This is a genomic window from Rhizobium sp. PEPV16 (assembly GCF_008919455.1).
Classification (GTDB): Bacteria; Pseudomonadota; Alphaproteobacteria; order Rhizobiales; family Rhizobiaceae; genus Rhizobium; species Rhizobium leguminosarum_Q.
Genome location: NZ_VSZV01000336.1, coordinates 51011 through 69259, shown reverse-complemented (window position 1 = coordinate 69259; position 18249 = coordinate 51011). Strand labels below are relative to the sequence as shown.

At 62.4% G+C, this 18249-nt stretch carries 19 protein-coding genes and 2 pseudogenes; 9 read left to right on the top strand and 12 right to left on the bottom strand.

Annotated elements, in window-relative coordinates; all coding sequences use genetic code 11:
- Window positions 1-120 precede the first annotated feature (120 nt).
- Window positions 121-1989, top strand: a complete 1869-nt coding sequence (locus FY112_RS24920; RefSeq protein WP_094086911.1) for a hypothetical protein — start codon at window positions 121-123, stop codon at window positions 1987-1989.
- A 68-nt stretch (window positions 1990-2057) separates the two neighbouring features.
- On the opposite strand, the gene FY112_RS24915 is transcribed toward FY112_RS24920, so the two are convergent.
- Window positions 2058-2303, bottom strand: coding sequence for a hypothetical protein (locus FY112_RS24915; RefSeq protein ID WP_094086910.1), 246 nt, complete (start codon window positions 2301-2303; stop codon window positions 2058-2060).
- 331 nt (window positions 2304-2634) lie between these two features.
- Between FY112_RS24915 and xseA the strand changes: the two genes are divergently transcribed.
- Window positions 2635-4215: an exodeoxyribonuclease VII large subunit gene (gene xseA, locus FY112_RS24910; RefSeq protein ID WP_094086909.1), complete on the top strand. Its 1581-nt coding sequence runs from the start codon at window positions 2635-2637 to the stop codon at window positions 4213-4215.
- A 2-nt stretch (window positions 4216-4217) separates the two neighbouring features.
- Window positions 4218-4811: an NAD(P)H-dependent oxidoreductase gene (locus FY112_RS24905; RefSeq protein ID WP_151519511.1), complete on the top strand. Its 594-nt coding sequence runs from the start codon at window positions 4218-4220 to the stop codon at window positions 4809-4811.
- A gap of 3 nt (window positions 4812-4814) precedes the next feature.
- Here FY112_RS24905 and FY112_RS24900 read toward each other — a convergent pair whose 3' ends face one another.
- The gene (locus FY112_RS24900) at window positions 4815-5315 is read right to left on the bottom strand and encodes a MarR family transcriptional regulator (protein ID WP_011650088.1); all 501 of its coding nucleotides are present in this window, start codon (window positions 5313-5315) and stop codon (window positions 4815-4817) included.
- 81 nt (window positions 5316-5396) lie between these two features.
- On the opposite strand from FY112_RS24900, the gene FY112_RS24895 reads away from it, so the two are divergent.
- Complete coding sequence (locus tag FY112_RS24895) at window positions 5397-6308, top strand: EamA family transporter (RefSeq protein WP_151519510.1); 912 nt, start codon at window positions 5397-5399, stop codon at window positions 6306-6308.
- Here FY112_RS24895 and FY112_RS24890 read toward each other — a convergent pair.
- Together FY112_RS24890 and FY112_RS24885 are read right to left on the bottom strand one after the other, a co-directional pair.
- The gene (locus FY112_RS24890; RefSeq protein ID WP_025396766.1) at window positions 6256-7509 is read right to left on the bottom strand and encodes an aminopeptidase; all 1254 of its coding nucleotides are present in this window, start codon (window positions 7507-7509) and stop codon (window positions 6256-6258) included. The genes FY112_RS24895 and FY112_RS24890 overlap by 53 nt on opposite strands.
- Before the next feature lie 128 nt (window positions 7510-7637).
- Complete coding sequence (locus FY112_RS24885; protein WP_151519509.1) at window positions 7638-8321, bottom strand: glutathione S-transferase family protein; 684 nt, start codon at window positions 8319-8321, stop codon at window positions 7638-7640.
- Between the two features lie 80 nt (window positions 8322-8401).
- Between FY112_RS24885 and FY112_RS24880 the strand changes: the two genes are divergently transcribed.
- Window positions 8402-8845: a helix-turn-helix domain-containing protein gene (locus FY112_RS24880; RefSeq protein ID WP_151519508.1), complete on the top strand. Its 444-nt coding sequence runs from the start codon at window positions 8402-8404 to the stop codon at window positions 8843-8845.
- On the opposite strand, the gene ybaK is transcribed toward FY112_RS24880, so the two are convergent.
- From ybaK to FY112_RS24860, 4 genes and pseudogenes are all read right to left on the bottom strand, one after another.
- A complete protein-coding gene (ybaK, locus tag FY112_RS24875; protein ID WP_151519507.1) occupies window positions 8846-9319 on the bottom strand; it encodes a Cys-tRNA(Pro) deacylase in 474 nt (157 codons plus the stop codon).
- A 32-nt stretch (window positions 9320-9351) separates the two neighbouring features.
- On the bottom strand, window positions 9352-9702 hold the full coding sequence (locus FY112_RS24870) for an ArsC family reductase (protein ID WP_151519506.1): 351 nt from the start codon (window positions 9700-9702) through the stop codon (window positions 9352-9354).
- A gap of 119 nt (window positions 9703-9821) precedes the next feature.
- Window positions 9822-10883 (bottom strand): succinylglutamate desuccinylase/aspartoacylase family protein, encoded by a 1062-nt coding sequence (locus tag FY112_RS24865; protein ID WP_151519505.1) that lies wholly within the window; start codon window positions 10881-10883, stop codon window positions 9822-9824.
- Between the two features lie 101 nt (window positions 10884-10984).
- A pseudogene (locus tag FY112_RS24860) lies at window positions 10985-11586 on the bottom strand (2'-5' RNA ligase family protein).
- A 261-nt stretch (window positions 11587-11847) separates the two neighbouring features.
- On the opposite strand from FY112_RS24860, the gene FY112_RS24855 reads away from it, so the two are divergent.
- Window positions 11848-12411 (top strand): methylated-DNA--[protein]-cysteine S-methyltransferase, encoded by a 564-nt coding sequence (locus tag FY112_RS24855; protein ID WP_017962885.1) that lies wholly within the window; start codon window positions 11848-11850, stop codon window positions 12409-12411.
- 137 nt (window positions 12412-12548) lie between these two features.
- Here FY112_RS24855 and FY112_RS24850 read toward each other — a convergent pair whose 3' ends face one another.
- Genes FY112_RS24850 through FY112_RS24840 form a run of 3 tightly spaced genes read right to left on the bottom strand, consistent with a single transcriptional unit; the run spans window position 12549 to window position 14624 of the window.
- Window positions 12549-13283 carry an SDR family oxidoreductase gene (locus FY112_RS24850; RefSeq protein WP_151519504.1) on the bottom strand — a complete coding sequence of 245 codons (735 nt, stop codon included), beginning with the start codon at window positions 13281-13283 and terminating at the stop codon, window positions 12549-12551.
- A 56-nt stretch (window positions 13284-13339) separates the two neighbouring features.
- Window positions 13340-14191 carry an oxidoreductase gene (locus FY112_RS24845; protein WP_181018278.1) on the bottom strand — a complete coding sequence of 284 codons (852 nt, stop codon included), beginning with the start codon at window positions 14189-14191 and terminating at the stop codon, window positions 13340-13342.
- A gap of 58 nt (window positions 14192-14249) precedes the next feature.
- Window positions 14250-14624, bottom strand: a complete 375-nt coding sequence (locus FY112_RS24840; protein ID WP_151519512.1) for an Atu4866 domain-containing protein — start codon at window positions 14622-14624, stop codon at window positions 14250-14252.
- 104 nt (window positions 14625-14728) lie between these two features.
- Here FY112_RS24840 and FY112_RS24835 point away from each other — a divergent pair, with 104 nt between their 5' ends.
- Window positions 14729-15625, top strand: coding sequence for a LysR family transcriptional regulator (locus FY112_RS24835; RefSeq protein ID WP_151519502.1), 897 nt, complete (start codon window positions 14729-14731; stop codon window positions 15623-15625).
- Between the two features lie 46 nt (window positions 15626-15671).
- Here FY112_RS24835 and FY112_RS24830 read toward each other — a convergent pair whose 3' ends face one another.
- Window positions 15672-16196, bottom strand: a complete 525-nt coding sequence (locus FY112_RS24830) for a hypothetical protein (protein WP_094086902.1) — start codon at window positions 16194-16196, stop codon at window positions 15672-15674.
- A gap of 78 nt (window positions 16197-16274) precedes the next feature.
- Between FY112_RS24830 and FY112_RS24825 the strand changes: the two genes are divergently transcribed.
- Window positions 16275-17219, top strand: coding sequence for a LysR family transcriptional regulator (locus tag FY112_RS24825; RefSeq protein WP_151519501.1), 945 nt, complete (start codon window positions 16275-16277; stop codon window positions 17217-17219).
- 164 nt (window positions 17220-17383) lie between these two features.
- Window positions 17384-18239: pseudogene (locus FY112_RS24820) on the top strand (helix-turn-helix transcriptional regulator).
- The last annotated feature ends 10 nt before the right edge of the window (window positions 18240-18249 follow it).

The following is an 18249-nucleotide window of genomic DNA, read 5'->3' as shown; positions in this document are numbered from 1 at the left end:
TCATGCGCCGTTAATAAGACCCTATGACGCAGGCAAAATCGCCAGCTGCCACAAACGGCTTTACACTTTCTTGATCGGCGGCGGCTAAAGTTCGGGTATCGAAACGAACCGCTAACCACAATGAACGCTGTGCAGCCGATCTCCCACGCATCCTCCGCGATCGACGCTCCCAGGGGCGGGCTGCCCGCTCCCAGGAGCGGACTGCGCGACTTGCTGACGCGTCTCTGGCCAACCGTCATCGCCTATAGCGTCATCCTTGCCGCCGCTATCCTCATCACCAAGCTTTCCGGCGCCACCGATTACGTCGGCCCCGACAATGATGACGGAATGCGCCTCGTCGAGGTTCGCGATTTTCTGGCCGGGCAGGGCTGGTTCGATCTGATGCAATATCGTCTCGGCCTCGACGGCGGCACGCTGATGCATTGGTCGCGGCTGATCGATATGCCGATCGCCTCGCTAATCTGGTTCTTCGGCCTGTTTGCGCCCCGCGAGACGGCCGAAGCGCTGGCGCTCGCCGCCTGGCCGGTATCGCTCATCCTGCCCGCCATGCTCGCCATGGCGGTCGCCGGCCGGCGCATCGGCGGGGTTGCCGCCATGCATATCAGTCTCGGCTTGACCGGTCTTGCGATCTACACCGGAAACCGTTTCGCGCCGGGCGCCATCGATCATCACAATGCGCAGCTGGCGCTGGTCGCGACGATGATCGCGATGCTGCTGGATCCAGAGCGTCGCGCCTGGAGTTACGCGGTCGCCGGCATCGCGGCAGCCGTTGCCATCGCCATCGGCGCCGAGACGACCCCCTTCGTCGCCGCCGTCTGCCTGACCATCGCCCTGCTCTGGGCATGGGAGGGCGAAAATTTCGCCGCCGCCGCGAGGGCCTTCGGGCTGGCGCTGGCGATTGCGATCAGCATCCTCTTCTTCGCAACAGTGCCGCCCCGGCTTTATTCGATGGTCACCTGCGACAATCTCTCGCTCGGCTATTATAGCCTGGCGGCGATCGGCGGCGGGTTGCTGTTGTTTTCAGCGGTCTTTGCCAGCCGCTTGCGCCGGCCCTTGCGCTTTGCCGCGCTCGCCGTCGTCGGCGCCGGCGTTCTCGGTTCGGCGATCGTGATTGCACCGCAATGCCTGAGCGATCCGCTGGCCGGTCTCGACCCGATGCTGGTCGAGCTCTGGCTGAGAAATGTTTCGGAAGCGCAGTCGATTTTCGCTCTCGGACGCACAGATCCTTTCTCGATCGGTGCCTTCTATGCGGCCGGCCTGTTCGGCATCGCCGTCTGCATCTTCCGCGTCGTTCAGCGTGACCGCGTGCAAATCCATCTGGTCCTGCTCTTCCTGCTGATGACGAGCTGGGCTATCGCGCTGGTCCAGGTGCGCGGTTCGACGTTCTCGAACCTGATCTCGATCCTGCCGCTTGCTCTGCTGATCATCGATATCAGGCGCATCTCCAACAGCGACACCGAGAATGTCGCCGCCGCCTTCATCTATATCGTCACCGTGCTCGCAAGTGCTCCGGCCGCCTGGGCCGTCGGCGGCGGATTTGTCTCGCTGCAGATGCAGAATGCTGCGCAGAAGAAGGCGGCAGAGCCGGCAAAGAAGATCTCCTGCACATCGCAAGCGGCGCTGGCGCCGCTCGCCGGGCTACCGGCCGGACTGGTCTCGGCGCCGTCGGAAATGGGCGTCCCCATCCTCCGCTTCACGGCGAACCGGGTTCTCTCCGCGCCTTATCATCGCAATCAGGGCGGCATGCTGACGGAGCTGCATATCGGCATGGCCAAGCCCGAGGAGGCGGAAGCCTTCCTGAAGGGGACCGGCGTGACGGTGCTTGCCTTCTGCCCCGGCGACCTGCAGACTCGCGAGATCACCAAACTGAAGCCGGATGGGCTCTATGCTGAGCTCGGCAAGGGCAATATCCCGCTCTATCTGGAACCGCTTTTGAAGGCGGCGGACGTGGGCGTTCAGTTCTTTCGCTATCGGCCGACGACGAATTGACGCCGGCGATCTTCAGGACGGAATAAAGCAAGCGCGGGAAGCCGATCTGAAAGATCGCGACGCGCTCATCAGTTTGAAAGGCGCATGGCGCGGCGAAGGCGCTGATTGGCATAGAGCCCGAGCACGAAGAGCATGAGGCCGCCATTATAGCCGAGCACGGCATAGACGAATGCGAGAATAGACACCGGCCCGGGCGAGGTTATCGCCGCCAACGCGAATGTCATTCCGATCAGCGCGGCGACCAGCGCGATCACGCCAGCCGAACGCGTCTGCCCGGCGCTGACGCCCAATGCTGCTGCTGTGAGAATAATCATTTCAGCACCTTCCCAGAGAGAACGAGGGGAAGCATAGGAAGCGCCAACTAACAAAGATTTACCGGCGATCTTCGCCGAAAAGCCTTTGTATTGCGGTGGTTAGCAATCCCTTTCGGGTAAAACGCATATTCTAACTATCCGTTCCGCACCAAAACATATTTACGCGATTTTGTTGTTTGTCGACCTGGCTGCAACGCATGCATGTGCGGGACATGAGCGCGCTTGATGCAATGGCGACGAGCCCTCCCACAACGATTCAACGGCTGGGAAAACCGATCCCAAAGCCCGTGCCACCCTTCCTGTTTCCAGCGGATGGACATAGAAAGAGGGGATGAGCAACGTCTTCGACGGCGATTCGCCGACCAACCTTGCCGAATATTCGGTTTCGGAGCTTTCCGGCTCGATCAAGCGCACCGTCGAAACCGCCTTCGACCAGGTTCGCGTGCGTGGCGAAATCTCCGGCTATCGCGGGCCGCACTCCTCGGGCCATGCCTATTTCGCGCTGAAGGACGATCGCGCCCGCATCGACGCCGTCATCTGGAAGGGCACCTTCTCACGGCTGAAGTTCCGCCCGGAAGAGGGCATGGAGGTCATCGCTACCGGCAAGGTCACTACCTTTCCGGGTTCCTCGAAATATCAGATCGTCATCGAGACGCTGGAGCCGGCCGGCGCCGGCGCGCTGATGGCGCTGATCGAAGAGCGCAAGCGCAAGCTCGGTGCCGAGGGCCTGTTCGATGCGACCCACAAGAAGCGGCTGCCCTTCATGCCCAGCGTGATCGGCGTCGTCACCTCGCCGACCGGCGCCGTGATCCGCGATATCCTTCACCGCATCTCCGATCGCTTTCCCGTGCATGTCCTCGTCTGGCCGGTGAAGGTGCAGGGCGAGGGCTCCGGCGAGGAGGTGGCAAACGCCATCCGCGGCTTCAACGCGCTGGAACCTTCAGGCGCCATCCCGCGCCCGGATGTGCTGATCGTCGCGCGCGGCGGCGGCAGCCTGGAAGACCTCTGGAGCTTCAACGACGAAATCGTCGTGCGTGCTGCGGCCGAAAGCCGGATACCGCTGATCTCGGCTGTCGGCCATGAGACCGACTGGACGCTAATCGACTATGCCGCCGATGTCCGCGCGCCGACGCCGACGGGGGCCGCGGAAATGGCGGTGCCCGTCAAGGCGGAGCTGGAGGCGCAGGCCGCCGCTCTTGCGGCACGCCTGCAGGGCTGCATGAACCGGCAGATGGATCAGCGCCGCCAGTCGGTGCGTGCTCTGATGCGGGCATTGCCGTCGCTCGATCAGCTTCTCGCCTTGCCGCGCCGCCGTTTCGACGAGGCGGCAACCGGCCTCGGCCGCGGGCTGGAGCTCAACACTATCAACAAGCGCCGCGGCTTCGAGCGTGTCGCCGCGCATCTGCGTCCTGATGTGCTGTCCAATCGCATCGCCGAGCGCCGCCAGACGCTGAACGAGCGCATGGCCCGGGCCGAGCGCATGGTCGAACGGCTGATCGACCGCTCGAAATCACGCGTCGACCGCGCCGAAGCCATCCTCGCCTCGCTGCCAGCCCGGCTGAAGACCCAGACCGACCGCGGTCGCGACCGCCTCGGCAATCTTTCGCGCCATGCCGATACGGCGGTCCGCCACCAGCTGACCCGCGCCCGCGCCGAGCTTTCCGCGCAGGACCGCGTGCTGCAATCGCTCTCCTATAAGAATGTGCTGAAGCGCGGTTACGCCGTCATTCGCGATGAGGATAACAATCCGGTCTCACAGGCTGCTCAACTCTCTGCCGGCATGGGCATCGCCATCGAATTCGCCGACGGCCGTGTCGGCGCGATGACCACGGAAGGCGGCACACCGCCGGCCGGTGCCAAGAAACGCAGCGTAAGGCCCGCAGACCCGTCGAAGCAGGGAAGCCTGTTCTGACAATGCGGATCCTGCTGGTGCTTGCCCATCCGTTGGAGGACAGTTTCGCCGCCGCTGTGGCGCGCACGGCTTGCGAAGCACTGGAAGCCTCCGGCCATGTTGTCGATCTACTCGATCTCTACGCCGAGAATTTCGATCCGCGCCTTTCGAAGGCTGAGCGCGGCGGCTATTTCGACATTCCCTACGATACGTCAGCCGTTGCCGATATCGTTGCCCGTCTGAAGGCTGCCGATGGCCTGATCCTCGTCTTTCCGCAATGGTGGTTCAATTTCCCCGCCATCCTCAAGGGTTTCTTCGATCGTGTTTTCGCCCCCGGTGTTGCCTTCAGCCATGACGCCGCCGGCGGCCGTATCGTGCCGCAGCTGACCCATATCAGGCTGCTCTATGCGCTGACGACGACAGGCTCACCCTGGTGGCTGGTGCGTCTCTATATGGGCGATCCGGTGCGTCGGCTCCTGAAGCGCGGCATCGCCGCCTTCTGCTCGAAGCGATTGAATTTCCGTATGCTCAGCCTGCACGACATGGACCGGGCCACCGATGCAAAGCGCAGGGCGCATCTCGATCGCGTGCGCAAGCTGCTATCGGCAATCCGCTAGGCGCTATTCGAAGTCCGCAAGAAACTTACGCAGCAGCCTGTCGAGTTCCGCCTTGTCGGCCGCGCTCAGATTTTTCGACAGCCGGTGCTGATTGACGACATGCGCATCGACGGCGGTCTCCACCGTCGCAAGCCCTTTTTCCGTCAGCGCGATGAGCACGCTCCTGCGATCCTCCGGATTGAGGATACGTTCGACGTAGCCCGCCTTCTCCAACTGGTCGATGCGGTTCGTCATCGTGCCCGAGCTGACCATGGTCATCTCCAGAAGCTCCCCCGGCGAAAGCCGGTGGGGCGCGCCGGCGCGGCGCAGCGTCGCCAACACGTCGAAGGCGGAGGACGACAGCCCCTGCTTCATGAGCACGGCCTCCACTTCGCGGCCGAGATGGGTACTCAGACGTTTTAGACGCCCGAGGATGCCCATCGGTTCGACGTCGAGGTCCGGCCGCTCCCGTCGCCATTGCGCCAGAATCTTGTCGACATGGTCCATCTTGCCGTCTTCGCTCATGCTTCATCGATATCATTCATTATCTTGACGTCAAGATAAGAAGGCGTAGAATGAATTTATCTTGAAATAGAGATTCTTGATATGAAGACAAATTCACGTTACGTCGCCGATCTTGCGGCAACCGCGCTCGCACCCGCCATCTGGGGCAGCACTTATATCGTCACCACCTCTTTCCTGCCGGCCGGATATCCGCTGACGGTGGCGATGCTGCGCGCCCTGCCGGCCGGTTTGCTGCTTCTCTTCCTGGTCAGAAAGCTGCCGTTCGGCATCTGGTGGGGAAGGGCTTTCGTTCTCGGCGCGCTGAACTTCTCGTTCTTCTGGGCGATGCTCTTCGTCTCGGCCTACAGGTTGCCAGGCGGCGTTGCCGCAACGGTCGGCGCGGTGCAACCGCTGATCGTCATCGCTTTGTCACAGCTTTTTCTCGGCAAGCCGGTCCGGCCGCTTGCCGTACTGGCCGGTCTCGCCGGCATGGCCGGCGTCGGACTGCTGGTGCTGACGCCGAAGGCGGGGCTCGATCCGATAGGTGTCGCTGCCGGTCTGGCCGGCGCGGTCTCGATGGCTTTCGGCACGGTGCTGACGCGCCGCTGGGCGCCGCCGGTCTCAAACCTCACCTTTACCGCCTGGCAATTGACGGCGGGCGGCATGCTGCTGGTGCCTTTTGCCTTTTTCCTGGAACCGGCGCTGCCGATCCCGACCGCTGCAAACATCGCCGGCATCGCCTATCTCGGGCTGGTCGGCGCAGCCTTCACCTATCTGCTCTGGTTCCGCGGCCTGTCGCGCATCGAGCCCTCGGCGGTTGCCTCGCTTGGCTTCCTTAGTCCGTTGGTCGCGACCCTGCTCGGCTGGCTGGCGCTCGGCCAGAGCCTGACGCCGGTGCAGATCGGCGGTTTCGCCATGGTGCTTGCCAGCGTCTGGCTCAGTCAGCGCACGATGATGCCGCTCAGGCCCATTCGCCCTGCCGCATCACCGGAACCCGTGAACCATCCGGCTTGATGCCGTCGATATCGACCTTATCGGAGCCGATCATCCAGTCGATATGGATCAAGCTGGAATTTCCGCCCTGTGCCTTGATCTGCTCCTGGCTCAGTGTCGCGCCATCGAGGAAGCATTTGGAATAGCACTGGCCGAGCGCAATGTGGCACGAGGCGTTTTCGTCGAACAGCGTATTGTAGAACAGGATGCCGCTCGCCGAGATCGGCGAGGAATGCGGCACCAGCGCCACTTCGCCGAGCCGGCGCGCGCCCTCGTCGGTATCGAGCACCTTGTTCAAGACCTCTTCGCCGCGCGAGGCCTTGGCCTCGACAATGCGCCCGCCCTCGAAACGCACCTGGATATTGTCGATCAGCGTGCCCTGGTGCGAAAGCGGCTTGGTGCTCGATACATGGCCTTCGACGCGCAGCGCATGCGGCGTGGTGAAGACTTCCTCGGTCGGGATGTTCGGATTGCAGGTAATGCCGTTCTTGGCGGTGGAAGCGCCGCCATGCCATTCATGCCCGTCGGCAAGGCCGACCGTCAGGTCGGTGCCCGGTCCCCGGAAATGCAGCGAGGCGAAGCGCTCGCCGTTCAGCCAGGCGGAGCGCTTGCCAAGATTGGCATTGTGCTCGGTCCAGGCGGCGACGGGATCGCTGACATCGACGCGCGAGGCGGCAAAGATCGCCTTGGCGAGCTTGGCGATCGCGATCGGTTCCGGATCGTCGGGGAAGACCACCTTGGCCCAGGAGGGGTTGGGATAGGAGACGATGTTCCAGTTGATGTCGAAATTCGAGATCTTCTCCAGCGCCGGCTTGTAGGCGGTGGAGTTGGCGCGATTGGCGCGGCCGACTTTGCCGGCATCCTGCTCGGACAGCAGCATCGGATTGTCGCCGGCGATCGCAAGACGGGCCGCCCCATTGGCATAGGCCTTGGCCATGCCCTCGTAGAGCCAACCGGAGGCGCGGTCGAAGCTCTCGTCGCTGCCATATTGATAGCGCGCCAGCGTCGTTTCCTCATCGGAATAGAAGGCGGAGACCAGTCCGGCGCCGGCCAGATAGGCATGTTTGGTGATCAGGCGGACGAGCGGCAGCGCCACGACAGGCGCGGTGATCACTAGGTCCTGACCCTTCTGCAGCTGCAGCCCGACCTTGACGGCGACTTCCGCAAGCTTTTCCAGCTTGACGGGATCAACGGTGCTCTGGCTCTGGGGCATGAAAGTCATGGTTCAACCTGCCTTCTGTCATCGACGGTGGGAGGCTGGAAGACTTAGACCCGTTTGCGGCGAAAATGAAGCGCTCGGCTGCCCGAATTGCAAGCGGCCGGATGAGATGTCCGGCCGCCGGGCGCGCTTCAGGCGGCGGCAGCTTGCCTGAGCAGGATCGAGTTATGTTTTTCGAGGAATTCCATCAGCCGCTGCGGGTAGTCTTCGCCAACGGCGGCCTTGACGCTCGCCCGTTCGGAGAGCGCCTTGCGCCAGCGCTTTACACGCTCAAGCCCTTCGAAGATGTCGCCGTCGCCGAGCGTCTCGAAGAGATCGAAATACCGAAAGACCGGCGCGAAGACGGCGTCGACGAGGCTGAAGTCGTTGCCGGCGAAATACGGCCCGTCCGTCAACACCCTCTCGACAGTTGCGAATTTGGAGATGAGCGCCATGCGCTTGGCCTCCAACTGCGCGGCATCCTCAGCCGTCTCGTAACCCCAGAGATCGGAAAGCACCGACGAACCGAATTCCATCCAGCCGCGATGGCGGGCACGCGTCAGCGCGTCTTTCGGATGCAGCGCCACACCCGGCTGCGTCTCCTCCAGATATTCGCAGATGACGCTGCTTTCGAACAGCACGGCCTGACTGCCGTCCTCCTCCTCGATCCGCAGCAGCGGCACCTTGCCGAGCGGCGAGATCTTCAGGAACCAGTCCGGCTTGTCGGCAAGATCGATATTGATGCGCTCGAAGGGCACGCCCTTTTCGAGCAGCGCGATCGCGGCACGCTGTACATAGGGGCACAGATGATGGCTGACGAGGGTAAGTTTGCTCATGGCGCTCTCCTTGGTAATGATAGATGTAACTGCATCTAATGCCGCTTGCAGTGAAATTCAAGATAGATGTAACTGCATTTATGTCTGAAAAACCGTCGAATCCGAGCGAAGCGGTCACCTCTGCCTGGACGAGCATCATGCGCGCCCGCGAGCGGTTGCTTGGCGTCATCGAAGCCGACCTGAAGGCGGCCGGCATGCCGCCGCTTGCCTGGTACGACGTGCTGTGGGAATTGGCGCGCTCGCACGACTGCAAGCTGCGCCCTTACGAGATCGAGGAGCGGACGCTGCTGGCCCAGTATAATCTTTCCCGGTTGATCGACCGGCTGGAACGGGAGGGCCTGGTCAGGCGGGAGGTCTTCGCCAAGGATGGACGCGGCCGCTGGGTGGTGATCACAGATGCCGGCCGAAGGCTTCGCGAGCGCATGTGGACCGTCTATGCCAGATCGATCGAGACCCACATCGGCTGCAAGCTCGCCGAGAGCGAGGCGAAGACGATCGTCCGGCTGCTCGAACGCTTCCTCTGATCAGGCAATCAGTGGCGCGGCGACGGCCTTCAGCGCGTTCAATGCATGCTTCGGATCGAGCCGCACCTGCAGCCCGCGCTGCCCGCCATTGATATAGACCAGCGGTTCGCCAAGCGCGGCTTCCTCGATCGCCGTCGGCACGGTCTTCTTCTGGCCGAAAGGGCTGATGCCGCCGACATGATAACCCGTCAGCCGCTCGGCATCGGCAGGCTTCATCATATTGGCCGACTTACCGTGAAAGGCGCTGGCAAGCTTCTTCATGCTGACTTCACGATCCGACGGCACGACGACGCAGACCGCTTTGCCGTCCACCTCCGCCATCAGCGTCTTCAGCACCCGATGCGGCGCCTCGCCGAGCGCTTCGGCCGCCTGCAGCCCGACGCGCTCGGCGTTGGGGTCGTAGTCATAGGCATGAACGGTGAAGGCGACGCCTGCTTGCGAAAGAAGCTGTGTCGCGCGCGTGGTCTTGGACATCTCTTTCCCTCGTGAGCTCAGCGGGCCGCCTGTCAGCCTCCGAACGTACCGGCGTAAATCTCCGGCTTGAAGCCGACCAGCAGCTTGCCCTTCGCCTCCAGCACCGGCCGCTTGATCATCGACGGCTGGTCGAGCATCAGCTGGATCGCCTTCTCCCGGTTGAGGTTCTCGCGCTCGGCGTCGGGCAATTTGCGGAAGGTGGTGCCGGCGCGGTTGAGGATGGTGTCGAGGCCGGCTTGGTCGATCCAGGTTTCGAGATGGGCGAGGTCGATACCGAGCGCCTTGTAATCGTGAAACTCATAGGCGACGCTATGTTCTTCCAGCCAGCTGCGCGCCTTTTTCATCGTGTCGCAATTCTTGATGCCATAGATGGTGACGGCCATGCCCGATCGATCTCCCTGTGATAGTAGCGAGATAACATGCACGAAGGCCGGCGCAAACGCCGTGCGACGTTTTATCCCCGAGCGCGTCGACGATCGCAGCAGGACAAAACCGGCCCCGTTCAATTCTCCAGCGTGCCGGCCTTGCGCGAAGCCTTGCTGGGTTCGTCGCAGGCGATCTTCATCAGGTCGCCGCGCCGCCGCACCAGCCGGTCGGAGGTTCGGGTCAGGATCAGCCCGTCCTGCGGCGCGGTGAGGTCGATGCTGCCGCCCGGCTGCCCTGGCCGGGTGACGATCGTCACTAGGCGGTCGCCTTCGGCAACCCTCTCGCCGATGTCGCGATGAAAAAGCACGGCGCCGCCTTCCGGAGTGCGGATGATCTCGACATTGTCGAGCGGTACGGCCGGACCAGAAAATACCGTTGCCGCGGGCTTTTCGTCGCCGACGATCCCGCGGGTCGCAAGGAAGTGCCAGAGCCCGTCCGCATCCTTTTTCGCCAGCACCGGATCGACGTCGCGTTTGCCGCGCAGCTCGACGGTGACGGAGAGTTTGCCGGGCAGACGTGGCCGGCGTTCGCCGGGAACTTCATATTTCCATGCAAAGCCGACGGCCTCCTCGAAGGCCGAGCTTTCGCCATCCGAAAGCAGCACGGCCTCCATGTCGAGTGCAGCGGCGAGATCGGCCGCCTCCGGCCAGAAGGCCTCGTCGATATAGGCATATTGCAAGGATTCATCGTCGCAATGCAGGTCGAGCACCAGATCGGCGCCAAGCGCCATATGCAGCAGCCGCCTCTTCAATCTGTCGGTAGCCGGGTAATCATCGAGATCTTCGATCAGCGCGGCGCGATCCACAATGGAGATCAGCGGAAAATCCCGGTTGAAATTGGTGCGCGAGCCCAGGTCGAAACGACCCTGCAGCTCGCCGAAATGCGATTGCGCCGCACCGATCGGATTGGCCTGCGGCACGATGGTGATGTCGCCGGCGATCCCGCCTTGGTTTTCCGCCTGCCGCAGCCGCTCGCAGAGGAAATGCAGCAGCACCGTTCCCGGCAGCTCGCCGGCATGCAGTGCCGCCTGGATATAGGTCTTCGGCGCCTTCGGATCGTGGCCTTTAAAGCGCAGCACCGGCAACCGCCACTCCGTTCCCGGCGTATCTCCAGGGATGATGATTTCTGAAACGTCCATGCTGTCTTCGTTCCCGTTTGCAACCAGCGCCCGGTTAGGCATCCCGAGCTATATGAGCGGAAATAGGCCAAGCGCAAGCGTGGTACGGACACATCATTGCCTCAGCCGAGCAGCGGCCAGCGATCGATGATCCGATGTTCGGTTTTTCCGAGAACACTGTGGATGAGCAGGAATTCGGACGCCGTCCATGAAACGGGTGCGTCGAGGCTCGTCGGCGGCACGGCTTTGCGGTCATAGAGCAGCGTCATATGCGGCGTGAAATCGCGGTTGATATTGTGACGCAATCCGGCATTGTGCATGCCGACACCGAGCTGGACATGCAGCCGGGTGAGCGGCTCCAGCCCGCCTTCACCGCAAAGCGCGAGCGGTCGCGCTCTGCCTTCCCGCCTGAACCTCATGATCCTGTCGAAAGTGATCGTGATCGGCGCGCCCTCCACCGTTGCGCCGGCCTGGCGCGCCGCAAAGACGGCGTCCTCCGGCAATTCTTCATAATCGTCGATGCCGATGATCGTCACATGCAGCGTGGTCAGCCGCGGCTTTGCCGAAAGAGAAAAAGTCTTCCCATAGTCATCGGCGAGCCAGCCTGCCGCTCGACCGCCGCAGGCGGACAGAGGGCGAAGAAAAGCCGGTGTCCGTCGCTATGGTGTTCGCCCCGCCCGCGCCGACTTCGCCCATCCTCGAAGTCGAAGGAGATTTGGTTCATGGGCTCTCAGGGTCGTTATGACCCGCCTCGTCGTTTCCAAAACGCGACGAAGGATACTCCGACGAGATTGAATATCAAGAACAAAAAGAGAACATAATTTTCCGTTACAATCTGCTCTGAACGGAGCACGTGGATGTTCGATCGACATTGCGAGAGACGCATCGCGATATTTCCCGGAAGCCTTATGCGCGCAAGAAACGGGTTGAAACAGCGGCCGTCCCATACGATTTTGAGGGCAATCGAAAACGCGGAGGCTGTGTCATGGCTGAGACAACGCACCACTATCTCATCTTCGAAACCGCGGGCGGTTTCTGTGGTATCGCCTGGAGCGACGCCGGCATCACCCGCTTCCAACTGCCGACCAAATCAGCAGAGGCGACCGAACGGCTGCTGCTGCGCCGCCTGCCCGATGCCGAAGCCGGCGCGCCGACGCCTGCTGTGCTGGAGACGGTCGCCGCCGTGAAACGCTACTTCCAGGGCGAGGAGACGGATTTTTCCGGCGTCGAACTCGATCTTGCCGGCCAGGATACCTTCTTCCGGGATATTTATGCAGCGGCAAGGCGTGTCGGCTGGGGCCGCACCACCACTTACGGCGCGCTGGCCAAGGAGCTCGGCGTCGGGCCGGAAGCCGCCCGCGACGTCGGCCAGGCGATGGCGAAGAACCCGGTGGCTCTGATCATTCCCTGCCACCGCGTACTCGCGGCCGGCGGTAAGATCGGCGGCTTCTCCGCGCCCGGCGGTTCGTCATCGAAGGCCCGCATGCTGGAGCTCGAAGGCGTCAACCTTGCACCGCCGCCGCCTGCCCAGCAGTCGCTGGGTTTTTAGGCGGCGGAGACTTTTTCGTTTTCCGCAATTCCCGGCAAAATCGCTTCGCGCTTTGCCTGGCAAAATCGCTTCGCGCTTTGCCTGGCAAAACCGCTCTCCACTTTTGCTGGAATTGCTTTGGCGGCAATCTCAGCCGCTCAATGCGGGCTGGCTGTCGGCCGGATGATGATCTCGCTGACATCGACGTCATCAGGCTGGCTGACGGCGTAGAGGATCGAATTGGCGATGGCCTCGGGGCTGATAGTGATCGCCCTGAAGGCCTTCATGGCATCGCGCGCGGTTGGATCGGTGATCGTGTCGGCCAGTTCCGATGTCGTCGTGCCTGGAGAGATGACGGTCACGCGGATACGATCGGTCTCCTGCCGCAATCCGTCCGAGATCGCACGCACCGCAAATTTCGTCGCGCAATAGACGGCGGCCGTCGGCGAGACGCTGTGGCCGCCGATCGAAGACAGGTTGATGATCTGCCCGGATCCCTGCGCCTTCATGATCGGGAGCACCGCCGCGATGCCGTAGAGAACGCCCTTGATGTTGACGTCGACCATCCGGCCCCATTCGTCGACCTTGAGAGCCTCGAGCGGGGAGAGCGGCATGACGCCGGCATTGTTGACGATAACGTCGAGCCGTCCGAATTCGGACCTGGCAAAGCCTGCAAAGGCTTCCACCTGGGAACGGTCGGTGACATCAAGCTGTCGCAGGCGCACCGTCCCGCCCTTTGCGGCGATTTCGCCGGCGAGTTCCTCCAGGCGCTCGGTGCGGCGGGCACCGATCACGACATGGGCGCCTGCGGCAGCCAGCACCTTTGCCGCAGCCTCTCCGATGCCGCTGCTGGCGCCGGTGATGGCAATGACTTTTCCTTTGATATCAGACATTTCAAGCTCCATGTGTACGCCGCTCGACTGGCGATGCGGCTGAGGGTTTTTGGCGGTCAGGCGGGAAAATCGGCGCTGAGTGTCGTTTCCGCCCAGGCGTCGAAGTTTGCGCGCAGCGCATCGAGCCGTTCGCGGGCGATCTTCAGGGCGGGTGCACCGAGCAGCAGGCGCAGCGGCGGCACGTCCGCTTCGAACGCCGATATGATAGCGGTTGCCGCGCGCGCGGGATCGCCCGGCTGGTTGCCGGAGATCGAGCGGGTGGCCTGGCGCCGCTTGCCTGACGTTTCGGCGTAGTCTTCGATGACCGTGCTGGATTCGACCATCGACCGGCCGGCCCAATCCGTGCGGAAGGCGCCGGGTTCGAGGATCGTCACATCGATGCCGAGCGGTTTGACCTCATGGGAAAGCGATTCCGACAAGGCTTCGACCGCGAACTTGGTGGCGTGGTAGTAGCCGGTTGCGGCAAAAGCGACGAGCCCGCCAAGCGAGGAGACGTTGAAGATATGCCCTTGTCGGCGTCGGCGCATGCCCGGCAGAACCTGCTTGGTGACATCGATCAATCCGAAGACATTGGTCTCGACCTGGGCGCGTATCTCGGCGTCGTCACCCTCTTCGATCGCCGAGAGGTAGCCGTAGCCGGCATTGTTGACGAGGACGTCGATCGCACCGAAATGCGTTTCGGCGTCACGAACCGCGCTGGCGATGGAGTTGCTGTCCGTCACATCGAGTGCAAGGGCAAGCGCGCGGTCCCCGTGCTCTGCCGTGAGATCTGCCAGGGTCTCGGGTCTGCGCGCCGTCATGGCGGCGCGCCAGCCACGGGCCAGAACGGCTTCGGTGAGTGCCCGGCCGAGGCCGGACGATGCGCCGGTGATAAACCAGATGGGGGTTGGGGAAGACATGATCGTCATCCTTTCCGGCCGGCAAATGCGGCCTTCTTCTGTGTGGTGTTGCCTTTCAGGCGGCGCGTCATCTGCGACGAAGCACCATTCCGCCGTGATGGAGGCTATTGCCGTCGACGAAATCGCCGTCGGCTGTGAAGCCCGTGTCATCCCAATATTCGATGTGGCTTCCGGTGACTTCGTAGCGTCCCCGGTAGGCGCTTTCCCGGCTGCCGCGGGCTTCGTCGTAGCGGCCATTGGGCAGAAGCTCATGGCGGACGCGGCCATCATCCGTCACCCACATGCCGACATAGGGATGTTGCTGCATAGTGTTCTCGGTTGTTTGTTGCTGCTGAGTTTCTCGGTGGTTCACGGTATCGGCGGCGGACGAACTGGTCACCGCGCCCGCCAGGGTGACCACCGCGAGAAACTGCAGGACGGGGCTTTTGAAAATCCTTCGCATTGCCTTGCCTTTCGAGCCTTCGTTGACCTCGACTGAAAGATAATACGGAGAACCTGAGTGATTAAGTTGCCAATCCAGGATGCCTTGGTTAGAAACGCTAACCAATGGTCGACGAACTCGAAGGCATTTCAGTTTTTCTTGCGGTGGCGGAGGCGCGCAACTTCCGGCTCGCCGGCGAGCGGCTCGGCGTCACCCGCTCCGCCGTCAGCCAGGCCCTGCAGCGCCTGGAGGATCGGGTCGGCGTCGCCCTGGTCCAGCGCACGACGCGCAGCGTCAGCCTGACCGAAGCCGGCGAGGTGTTCTTCGACGCGGTTCGTCCATCGGTCCGCCAGGTCAAGGATGCGATGCAGACGGTAAGGGAAATGCAGGCGCGCCCGAGCGGCCTGCTGCGGATCACCGTTTCCTCGATCGCCGAGAACTTCCTCTCCGGCACCTTGCTGGCCGGCTTCATGGAAGCCTGCCCTGATATCAAACTCGATATCACCATCACCGATGACGAATTCGATATCGTCGAGGCCGGGTTCGACGCGGGTGTCCGGCTGGGCGAAGTGATCGAACAGGACATGATTGCGATTTCAGTCTCCGAAGAGCAGCGACAATGCGCGGCCGCATCCCGCAGGTACCTCGAGCGCCGCGGCCATCCCCGCCATCCCCGCGACCTGCAGAACCACGCCTGCATCGGATGGCGGCCACGCCCGGATACGGCGCCCTATCGCTGGGAATTCACCGAGAATGATCGCGACTTCGACGTCTCCGTCGATCCCACTGTTACGACCAACGACATGGGCATGATGATCCGCATGGCCTGCGCCGGGGCAGGCATCACCTTCGGCATGGTGGAGACCTTCCAGTCCTATATCGACCGCGGGGAACTCGTGCCGCTGCTGGAGGATTTCTGTCCGCCCTTCCCGGGCTTCTATCTCTACTATCCCAGGCGCCAGAGGCAGCCGCTGAAGCTGCGCGCATTGGTCGATTATGTCCGCAGATTTGACGGACGCTAGAGTTGCGATCCTCGATCGCAAGGTGCGACGCCTGAGATGGCGGAGGTTAAGATACTGCCGCCTCGCCAGTGAGGGCCTGGGTTGCCTTGGGCTGAGGACGCAGCAGCAAATAGAATGCGAAGACGTGGGTGATCATCAGCAAAGGCACGTAGATGATCGGGATCGCGTATGCGGCGCCCAATTCCCCCGCCCGCGCGGGAAGGCCGGCCTGGATGGCGTGATAATAGTCGAGGATGAGGTCGCCCATTCCCACGAGATTGAAGCCGACGACGAACAGCCAGAAGAGCTGGCGTATCCTGACCGTGAGGAGCGCCAACATGGCAAGCAGCCCGGCCGCGAGATCGCCATAGGCAGCGAAGGTGGCGAAGCTGGCGGGCAGGTTGGGGCCGACGACGCCTGGGAGAAGGAAGACGAGCCCGAAGAAGCGGAAGCTGTGCAGAGCGACAATGGCGCGGTGCGCCCTGACCCTGTCCATCGACGTGAGCCAGGGCAGAATATAGGCGCCGAAGCAAAGCAGCCACGCGACATAGCCTAGGACGAGATGGGTTTGGAAGATGGATTCAGTCGACATCGGCACACTCCTGATTTGTGGGATCCAGATGTACGGCCGCTTCCGGCGATCGACTATTGGCGATAATATCGATGCGGTATGAAGCAGAACTTCACAGTCAGGCAGGGCGCGCTCGACGGCGTTGAGGCGTTTCTGAGCGTTGCCCATCACCGTAGTTTTCGCAGAGCAGCCGCGGAACTCGGGGTGACCCCATCGGCAATCAGCCAGGCCGTACGCGCTCTTGAGGAGCGTGTCGGCGCAGTGCTCTTCATCCGCACGACGCGCAGTGTCGGCCTGACGGAGGCCGGTGAGCGGTTCCATATGCGCGCAAAGCCCGCTTTCGAGGAACTGGTCGCCGCAAGCGCGCTTGCGCGTGAGCTCGGGCAGAGACCGGCTGGACTATTGCGTCTCACGGTGCCGCCGGCAGTGGTGCCGATCCTGCTGGAGCCACTGATCGCATCCTTCTGCCAGGCCTTTCCCGAGATCGAGGTGGAGGTCGCCGTAAATGAGGAACTGGTCGACATCGCCGCCGAAGGATTTGACGCCGGTATCCGGCTCGGCCAGTTCATCGCAGCCGATATGGTCGCGGTCCGGCTGACGCCGCCGTTCCCGCTGGTGGTCGTCGGCAGCCCCGAATATCTGCACCGGAGAGGGCGGCCCGAGCGTATCGACGATCTGCGTCAACATGCCTGCATCCGCATTCGCCGCTCGAACGGCTCAATCGCGCCGTGGTCGTTTGTCAGCGGCAAAAAGCCGATCGAGGCTGTTGTCTCCGGGCCGCTGATCGCCCACGACTTTCCCACCATGCTGGGAGCGGCCGTTGAAGATATGGGACTTGCGCAAGTGCCGGAGCCAATCGCCGCCGGACCCGTGAAGGCGGGAAAGCTCGTTCGCGTCCTGGAGGCGTTCGCCCCGATGGCGCCGGGTGTGTTCCTCTACTATCCCAGCCCTCATCAAGTGATGCCGAAGCTGCGGGCCTTTATCGATCACGTGAAAGGCCGGGCGGACGCTGGCGAGAAAACCCGAATTCACATCGATGACTAAATGACGCTCAAGATTGCCCATCACACGCGGTTTTGATATTCCCGATCCTCAAGGGATTGGTGGGGCGAGGCGGGCGTCTTCATGCCGGTTCTACCGATCATGGCTTCAGTCTCACGGCCGGGCAGCCGGAGCCCACGATCATCCATCCTGTTGCCGGAGAATATATGCTCGACGACGTCTTTCCCGTTCCGGCCAGGGCCTTGATCCGTCAGGGTGGGCGGGCCTGTTTTTATCGTCTCGTCAATACGAGCCCCTTGTTGATACAGGTGCAATCGGGAACGAAGATCGTCATGGCCTATGACAAGGCTTTGCGCCTCGAAGCCGGCGCCTATGGCTTGCTGCCCGACTATCGACCGTTGACGATGGAGAACATTCCCAAGGCGCCGCAGAAGTATCAGACCCTGGCGCTTCCCGTTCCGCGACAGCTGTTCGAGGAAGCCTATATCAGGATGGGATCGATCGCCGTTCCATCAAGGCCTGTCCCGGCAGGCACCTCGGACCTGCCGGAGGAAGCAGCGGCATTATTTGACTATTGCTGTCAGCCCGGCAATCTTGACGAGGCTTCCCCGCGCCATTGCCAAGGCGCGTTTGATCGAACTCATCACCTGGTTTGCGCTCGGCGGAGCGGTGCTGGGCCAATGCCAAAGTCCTCGGCTCGAGGACCGGCTGCGGCAGATGATTGAAAGCGATACGGCCTTTGATTGGACGCTGGGCCATGCGGCGCGCTCGTTCAACATGAGCGAAGCGACGCTGAGGCGGAAGCTCGCCGCCGAGAATACCGGCTTCAGTGAGATCCTGAGCGATACAAGAATGAATCGCGCCTTGGGCCTCATTCAAACCACAACCCTACCGATGGCGCAGATTGCGCTTGAGGTCGGTTACGACTCCCCTTCTCAATTCGCGGCGCGGTTCAAGGAGCGGTTCGGCGTCAATCCGCGCCATGTCCGTAGTGGCTCCGAGCGTTTTGAGCGGATCGGGGCAGAAGTTGAGCATAGCGGGGCAGATGCGCTTGCGCGGTGACGATAGTTTT